This is a genomic window from Streptomyces sp. NPDC029956 (assembly GCF_055574655.1).
Genome location: NZ_JBVHZJ010000001.1, coordinates 23,000 through 30,833, shown reverse-complemented (window position 1 = coordinate 30,833; position 7,834 = coordinate 23,000). Strand labels below are relative to the sequence as shown.

5 protein-coding genes are annotated in these 7,834 nt (G+C 73.8%); all 5 read right to left on the bottom strand.

Going from position 1 to position 7,834, the window contains the following annotated elements; translation table 11 throughout:
• On the bottom strand, window positions 1–338 hold a 338-nt coding region (locus tag ACZ4XX_RS00100), incomplete at its 3' end, for a hypothetical protein (RefSeq protein WP_468505712.1).
• A 63-nt stretch (window positions 339–401) separates the two neighbouring features.
• The gene (locus ACZ4XX_RS00095; protein WP_468505711.1) at window positions 402–2,351 is read right to left on the bottom strand and encodes a DUF2264 domain-containing protein; all 1,950 of its coding nucleotides are present in this window, start codon (window positions 2,349–2,351) and stop codon (window positions 402–404) included.
• 26 nt (window positions 2,352–2,377) lie between these two features.
• Complete coding sequence (locus tag ACZ4XX_RS00090; protein WP_468505710.1) at window positions 2,378–4,834, bottom strand: polysaccharide lyase 8 family protein; 2,457 nt, start codon at window positions 4,832–4,834, stop codon at window positions 2,378–2,380.
• 123 nt (window positions 4,835–4,957) lie between these two features.
• The gene (locus ACZ4XX_RS00085) at window positions 4,958–6,334 is read right to left on the bottom strand and encodes a M60 family metallopeptidase (RefSeq protein WP_468505709.1); all 1,377 of its coding nucleotides are present in this window, start codon (window positions 6,332–6,334) and stop codon (window positions 4,958–4,960) included.
• A 213-nt stretch (window positions 6,335–6,547) separates the two neighbouring features.
• Window positions 6,548–7,645 carry a LacI family DNA-binding transcriptional regulator gene (locus tag ACZ4XX_RS00080; RefSeq protein ID WP_468505708.1) on the bottom strand — a complete coding sequence of 366 codons (1,098 nt, stop codon included), beginning with the start codon at window positions 7,643–7,645 and terminating at the stop codon, window positions 6,548–6,550.
• Window positions 7,646–7,834 lie beyond the last annotated feature (189 nt).

The following is a 7,834-nucleotide window of genomic DNA, read 5'->3' as shown; positions in this document are numbered from 1 at the left end:
TGGTCGACGGCCTTCCACAGGCGCATGGAGGTGTATTCGCCGGCGGCGGGGGTGCAGGAGCCGGCCTGGACGGTGTCGTTGCCGTCGAAGGTACGGAGACAGTCACCGAGGCCCGCGTCCGCGCGGTACTTGCTCTTCAGTGGCTGGGCCTGTTGCGCCTGTTGCGCCTGTTGCGCCCGCGCTGTCTGTACTGCCTGTTGCGTCTCCTGCGTCTCCCGCGTCTCCCGCGTCGGCGCCGCGGTCGCCGGCGTGTACGAGAACACGGAGACCAGCGCCAGAAGGGCGGCAGGTGCGGCCCAGGCTCTCACCGAGGACAGCGGGGCGAACCGTCGTTTCATCTCTCCTCCAGAGGCGTGCTGTCGATGTCGTGTCACAGCCGTGCAGTCGGATCTGCGGCGCCGTCAGGCCGTCAGGACCTCGCCGTCCGGGAACGTGATCCGGATCCGGTCGTCGTCCCCCCTGTCGCAGTGGATCGCCGCGCGCAGCGCCTCGGGGTGCACCGCGTCCCGGGTCAGGACCACCAGCGTCACCTGCACGCGCGCGCGTGAGGGGTGCCGGGGGGCGACCGGACCGGCGGCCAGGAGGTACGGCGTCGCCGAGTGGGGACCGAACGCGTTGGCCTCGACCTCGCGGGCGATCTCGCCCTCCTCGTCCCAGCCGTGGAGGCCCACCACCGCGCTCGTGAGCCCCGCCTCCGTCCGCGCGAGCGCCCAGCCCGGTCCCCTGAGCACCTCCGGCGGGGCGGCGTCCGCGACCGCGTACCCGCCCTCACGCACGCGTACCCCTTCGGGCGGACGCACCCGGTGCACGCGGATCTCCCAGGGGCCGTGCAGGAGGCTCGTCGACTCGACGGGGAACTCCTCCTCGTGCCCGGGGAGTCGTGCCGTGTGGCGGGACGAGGCGCGGCGACCCTCGCAGGACACCGGAACGATGCGGCTCCGCCGGGACGGTGTGCCGTCCGTCGCGAGCAGCGCCAGATGGCCGTCCACCGTGCGCGCCCACGCATGGGCGGCCGACTCGGGTGCCGTGGCCGTCGTGTACCCGAACTTCGCGTAGTGCGGGTCGTCCTCGCCGGGACCTTCGGGCGGATTGTGGTCGCTGCCGTGGTTGACGAGCCGGACGATGCCGTCGTGCCGGGTGCCGTGGAGCAGCCAGCCGGGGGCCGGCAGCGCCGTGTACCGCGTGCCCTCCTCCACCGGCAGGGGCTGTTCGCGCTCCGTCCACACGGGATGGTCCGCGGGCAGCAGCAGACCGAGGAAGGCCTTGCTCGCCCAGTACGGGGAGGCCGGTCCCGAGTACGGCTGGGTCGTCGGCAGATGGGTGCCGTACCACCCCAGGGGCAGCAGCCCCCGCTCGTCCGGCACACCGCGCTCCACGAAGTGCCGCGCCGTCCCCGACGCGAGGCGCCGGGTGAGTCCGGGGGCCAGTGGAGTGCAGTCCGTGAGGGCGCCGAGCCACACCGGCGCCGTCGCGGCGAACCGGTACGTCAGGGAGCGCCCCTGGTGGACGGGCGCCCCGTCGGCGCCGAAGAACTCCGGGTAGGTGGACAGGAACAGGGCCAGCCGCTCCCGGTAGACCGCGCCCCGGCCGCCGTCCCCGTCCGGCCCGGCCATCCGGGCCCACAGCAGCGGGTACAGGTGCATCGCCCAGCCGATGTAGTAGTCGAAGTTGCGGCCGTCGCCGTCGCTGTACCAGCCGTCGCCGACGTACCAGTCCTCGATCCGCTCCAGGCCGCCCTCGATGTCCTCCCGGCTGTGCGGCGCGCCGACGGAGGCGAGGAACTGCTCCGACACCACCTGGAAGAGACGCCAGTTGTTGTCCCAGGTGCGGGCCCCCACGAAGCCCGAGAGCCACTCGACCACCCGCTCCTGGACCGCGGTGTCGAGCGCGTCCCAGATCCACGGGCGCGTCTCGTGCAGACCGATGGCGACGGAGGCCGCCTCCACCATCTGCTGCGAGCAGTCGGTGAGCACCGGCCAGGCTTCGGGGTCGTCACGCAGCGTGCCCGTCGTCAGACCCTGCGTATACCTTTCGATGAGGTGCGGGTCGACCTTTCCGTCCGCGCCTGCGATCCGGAAGGAGGCGAGCAGGAATGAGCGTGCGTACCCTTCGAGGCCGTCCGAGACGACGCCCGACCAGCTGGTGCGGCCCGGCAGGCGGTACTGCGCGAACCCGGGGGTGGCGTACGGGACGAGGGCCTCCAGCTGCCGGTCGGCGAGCGCCTCCCAGTGGGCCCGCGTCCAGCCGGTACGGGGGGACAGGACGCGGTCGGTCGGTGGCAGGCGCAGGTGCGGGGCGGACCGGGAGGCGGGCAGGGGCGAGCGCGGCCGGGTGGGCGGGGACGGGGGCACGAGGGCTCCTTTCGGGGGCCGGGCGGTCACTGGACCAGGTCGGCCGTGTGGCTGTGGCCCCGGGATCCGCCGACCCGGACCGTGAGCACCGTGCGGCCGCCCGGTGTGACGGTCACCGTGTCGTCGGCGCGGACCACGCGGCGGACGCGGAAGGGGAGTTCGACGCTGAGCTCCGTTCCCGTACGCCCGGGGTCGGCGACCGCCACCGACACATGACGGCCGGTGCGGCGTACCAGCACGGTGCCGGGGCCCGAGGAGGCGAGGCCGCCCGCTTCTCCGGACCGCCAGAAGTGCGCGGCGAGCAGACCGTGCCGGTGGGCCTCGACGGCCTGCGCGGAGGCGTTGTTGGCGACCACGACGACAGGACGGGAGAGCGACCAGACGCCGGTCGCGACGGCGCTCGCGCCGGGCAGCAGGACATAGGAGTAGGACGCGGACGAGGGAGAGGGGCCGTGGTCGAACCAGAGGGTGAGGTAGCGACGGGTGACGGGGGTGGTGCTGCCGCCGGTGTCCGCGCCGGTGTTGAGCGCACGCCAGGTGCCGGTGCGTTCCTCGCGGAGCGCGTGCAGCGAGCCCGTCGTGCCGATGTCGCCACGGGGCGGGCCGGGGAACACGAAGCCTCCGTAGCCCTCCAGATGGGCCCAGCGGGCGCCCGAGAGCTCGGCCCGCCGGCCGTGCTCGTCGAGTTGCCGGCGCCCGTCGACGGTGAAGCGCTGCCGCCCGTCGGCGTGGAGGTTCCGGTTCTCGACGACGGTCTCGACGGTCCTGCCGTCGCTCGCCGTGACGTCCGCTCCCAGCGCCACGACGGCGTTGTCGAGGAAGAACCACGCCTTTCGCGCCCGCAGGGTGCTGTCCTGGGCCGCCAGTTCCATGGCTGCCGCGCCGAACCGGCCGTCCAGCGCGGCGCCACCCGCCACCGCGTTCGTGGGGCGGTACGTACTGGTGCCGGGGCTCGTCCCGAGATCGGCCCGGGGGCGGGTGTCCACGGTCGTGCCGGGGAGGCGGTACGGGTCGACGGTCGGCCAGAACCCGTCACCGAAGGCCGAGGGGTCGTCGCCGTCGTACAGATAGGTCATCCCGTCACCGGTGTACCAGCCGTGCAGGTTCTCGCCGTTGCCCGCCTCGTACGCGGCGATGCGCCGCGACGACAGGGACAGCGCGCAGGCCCAGCGCGGCCGCCGGTGCACGACCCGGTCCATGTCGGCGAGGACCACATGCCCCGTCGGCCGCTCGGCCGGCCGCACCGCGGGGTCGTCGAGGACGGCCTTGGCGCGCGCGAGCGCCGGAATGCCCACGAGTCCCCTGTAGGGAGTGGCCTCGTTGCGCAGGATCCAGCCCTTCGCGAGGGACCGCCAGAGCTCGGCACGGTCGGCGGGGGCGCCCGCGGCGAGCTGGAGGACGCGGCCGACGGTGGCCGCCCCGTCGTGGTGGTCCCGGGACCGCTCGCGCGACACCGCGCGGCCACGGACGGCGTCCATCATCACCCCGTCGAAGACCACCGGGGCGAACGACCGCTCCACCGCCTCGTACAGCACGGTCACCGCGGGATCGGACACCGCCCACTCCGAACCGGCGAGCAGCGCGATGAGCTGTCCCGCACCGCCGAGGAGGACACTGCCGTACGTCCCCGTGTAGGCGACGCTGCCGTGCTGGACGAACGACCCGTCCTCGTAGAAGCCGTCCCCGGACGTGACGTACCGGAAGAGACTGTTGCGTCCGCCGTCCCGCACGTCGGAGAGGCCGTCGCGGGCGAGGACCAGTGCCGCGGGGTCCCGGGCGAGGAGGCCCCGCAGCGCCACGATGACGGCCTTGTCGGCCCGGTTGGCACCGGTCTCGGCCAGGGACGGGATGTTCGTACGGCGATCGGGGTTCGGGCAGAACCGGGCCACGGCGGCGACGTACGAGGCGAGGTCGGCCGGCGACAGACGGGCGCGCAGCAGCACGCAGGTGTCCATCAGCGCGCGGGGTGCGCCGATCTCCCAGAACCACCAGTTGCCGGTCTCGGCGCGCCCCGGGTGGTAGCCGACGGAGCCCAGGAACCGCAGCCCCTCCAGGAGGGTGTCGAGCACGTCCCCGCGGCCGGTGAGCATGGTGCCGGGGGTCGCCCAGGCCGTCGCGATCGTCCGGAGCCGCGGATAGCTCTGGCCGAACACGCCGGGGTCGGAGGCGGGGGAGAGGTCGGCCCAGAGTGCCTTCCGGCCCTGCGCGGTGTCGAGCCGCTCCCACCAGGTGGTGGCCTCGGACTCCAGGGCGGCGAGCGCGGCGGCGAAGTCCGGGTCCGCGGGGTCGAAGGCGCCGCCGGTGAGCTCCTGTTCCGCCCGGGCGAGGAGGGCGTCGTACGGATCGGTGGTGTCCCCGGACGAGGCGGGCCCGGGGGCGGCCCCCTCCGTGGGCGGCGACGCCGCGGCGGCCGTTCCGGGAAGGAGAGAGAGAACCGGCGTGGTGCCGGCGAGGGCGAGCATCTGTCGTCGGGGAAGAGCCATGACCGGTGCGCCTCCTGCTGATCGGCCGAAGAGTGCGGGGAGCGAGAAGGAGAGGGAGCTGAGAGAGGGACGGGGGAGCTGGGAGAGGGAAAGGAGCGGGGCGGGGCGGCGGGCGGCTGCGTGTCAGTCGGTGAGGGTCGACGGGTCGACGGCCGGCTGGGGCAGGCCGAGCGCCGCCAGTTCCGCGCGGCCCTGCGCGTCGACGGGGAAGGCCCATCGGTTCACGAAGAAGTCGGTGAGGTCGCGGCCGGCCACTCGGCTGGCGTAGAGGGCGAGGTAGCGGTACCGCTTCGCCGTCTCCGTGTAGTCCGACGCGGGGTTCTCCTCGCGGACCAGCCGGTGCATCCGGGGCCAGAAGTCGGCGCCGAAGGCGAGCTCCAGCTGGCGCAGCGGGACGAGCTTCTCGTACGCCCCGAAGGACTTCTCGTACACGAGGCCGGGTCCACCGAGCTTCGGCAGGGCCGACTGGAAGGGGGTGAGGCCGGTCTTGGCGTCCGGGAGGAGGAGGTTGGACGTCTGCCCGAGTGCGCGCTGGACCGCGAGGGAGTAGATGTTCACCGTGACCTCGGTGAGCCCGGTCGGCTTGTACGCCATCTGCTGGTGGGTGTGGCCGAGTTCGTGGTAGAGCCCCCATCCGCGGGTGCGCAGGCCCTGGACGGTGGTGGCCCGGTCCAGGTAGGCGCGGGGGAAGCCGTTGTAGCCGTGGGTGGCGAAGGCGCCGACCCCGGCGGGGACCACCGACACCTCGGTGAAGTGGAAGCGGCCGGACGTCGGGCGGTGCAGCGGCGCGGAACCGTCGAGGCCGCTGATGTCCTGCTCGGCCCGGATGATCTCCTCGAGGAGCGACAGCAGTGCCGCGTGGTCCTCGCCCCGGTGGAGGAGGGCGCCGGCGCGGGTCAGCGTGACGAGGGTGCGTGGGCCGTGGAGTTCGACCACCGGCACGTCGGTGAGGGTGTCGAGCCGGTGCTGGAACTCCGCCTCCGTGGTGCGGCCGAGGGCGAAGACGGGCATCGGGCGACAGCCCTCCTTGAAGCGCACGCCGGCCCGCTCGCCGTCTCCTTCCAGAGTGAGGTACACCGGTCCGCCGTGCGGATCGGTCACGGTGTTGGCGCCGGGCTCGAGCGCGTACGGGCGGGGCTCCTTGACCGTGCCGTAGTAGTCCCAGTGACCGATCCACAGCGTCGGCACCAGACCGTCGAAGGGGAGGACGGTGAACCGCAGCGGAGTGTTCGCGGGGGCGTACCGGCCGGCGGGTTGGAACTCGCCGGCCCGCAGGGCGGACGCGAGGCGCAGCCGCTCGGCCTCGGCGGAAGGGCGTGCGGTGAGAGAGACCGTCTGGGCGTGCGCGGCGGCCCGGGCCGTACCCGAACCGACGGCCAGCGCCGCACCGGCCGCGGTCATCGTGGCGAGGACCGAACGACGGGACGGGGCGGACCCGCGCGGGGACGAGGGGAAGGAGGAGGCGGAGGAGGGGAGCGGGGAGAACGGGGGGATCTGCATCGGTGTGATCTCCTGGGGGCGAGGAGGCGCAGAAGGCGGGGCGCGCATCCCGGAGGCAGCCCTGAGCTCGGCTCGGAACGAGGCGCGAGCTGCACGGCGCGGGGCTCGGGGAGCTGCGCGCCAGCATGTAAGCGTTTGCTGTCCGGCCGCAAGGGGTCAGGACGTGTTTCTGTTCGTTACTGCGTCAACAGGCTGTCGTGCACGCGGAATCGCTCAGGATCGGCGGCGTCCGGCGGCGCGCGGAGGCGCCACCGAGTCGCGCACGACGATGTGGGTCCCGAGACGCAGGGTGCCGGTCGTCGGGGCGCGCCAGTCGTCCTCGTCGCCCCCGTCGACGGCGACGCGCACGGCCTGCCGCCCCAGTTCCTCCAGCGGAACGTGCACGGTGGTGAGGCGCGGTCGTAGTTCCTGGGCCACCGGCACGTCGTCGTACCCGACGAGCGACACGTCCTGCGGCACGCCGATGCCGGCCTCCTCGAGCGCCTGGGCGGCGCCCGCGGCGACGATGTCGTTCGCGGCGAAGACGGCCGTGAACCGCAGTCCCTCCCGGAGGAGTTCGTTCATCCGGCGGTAGCCGAAGGCCCGGCTGAACGCGCCCGGCTGCACCAGGTCCGGGTCGTGGGCGACCCCGCGCAGCTCCAGGGCGCGCCGGTGCCCGGCGATGCGGTCCCGGGTGGTGGAGAGGCCGGGCGGGCCCCCGAGGTAGAGGATCCGCTCGTGCCCCTGGGTGAGCAGATGGTCGGTGATCGCGAAGGCGCCGCCCTCGTTGTCGTACTCCACGCCGACCGTGGGGACGTCCTCCCCGAGGGAGGGCCGGCCGCACAGGACGAGCTTGGAGCCTCCGGCGTCCAGCTCGTGGGCACGGCGGGCGAGCTCCGCCCGGTAGGTGCGATCGGCGACGCTGCCGCCGACGAGGATCACGGCATCGGCGCGCCGCTCGTGCATGAGCTCGATGAAGGCGAGTTCGCGCTGCGGGTCGCCCTGGGTCGTACAGACCAGGCACAGCCGGTCGCCCGCCGCCGCCTCGCGTTCCACACCCCGCGCGATGTAGGCGTAGAAGGGGTCCACGACGTCGCTGATGATGATGCCCACCGTGCGGCCCGAGACGCCGGCGAGGGCGCGCGCGTGCGCGTTGACCACATAGCCGAGGCCCCGCATGGCGGCCTCCACGCGCTCGCGTGTGGCGGCCGCGACCGGGTAGTTGCGGTTCAGTACGCGGGACACGGTCGCCGTGGACACCCCCGCGAGGCGGGCCACGTCCACGACCGTCGCGCGGCGCTGTCCGGCCGCCGTCGATTCCTGCCGGGACATCCGGTCCTCCCCCTGGAGCGTCTGGTCGTCACTGTGCGGGCCGTTCTCCGGCCTTCGCCGGGAGGCGCGGGCCCGTGGCTCCCGGGTCCCGTTCCGCCCGGTGCCTCCGGGTGGACGGCTCCGCCCCGCGTCCGGCCCCCAGCCTAGGCCCTGCCCGGTGGCACGGAGAGGGGCCCGGTCGGCTACGTC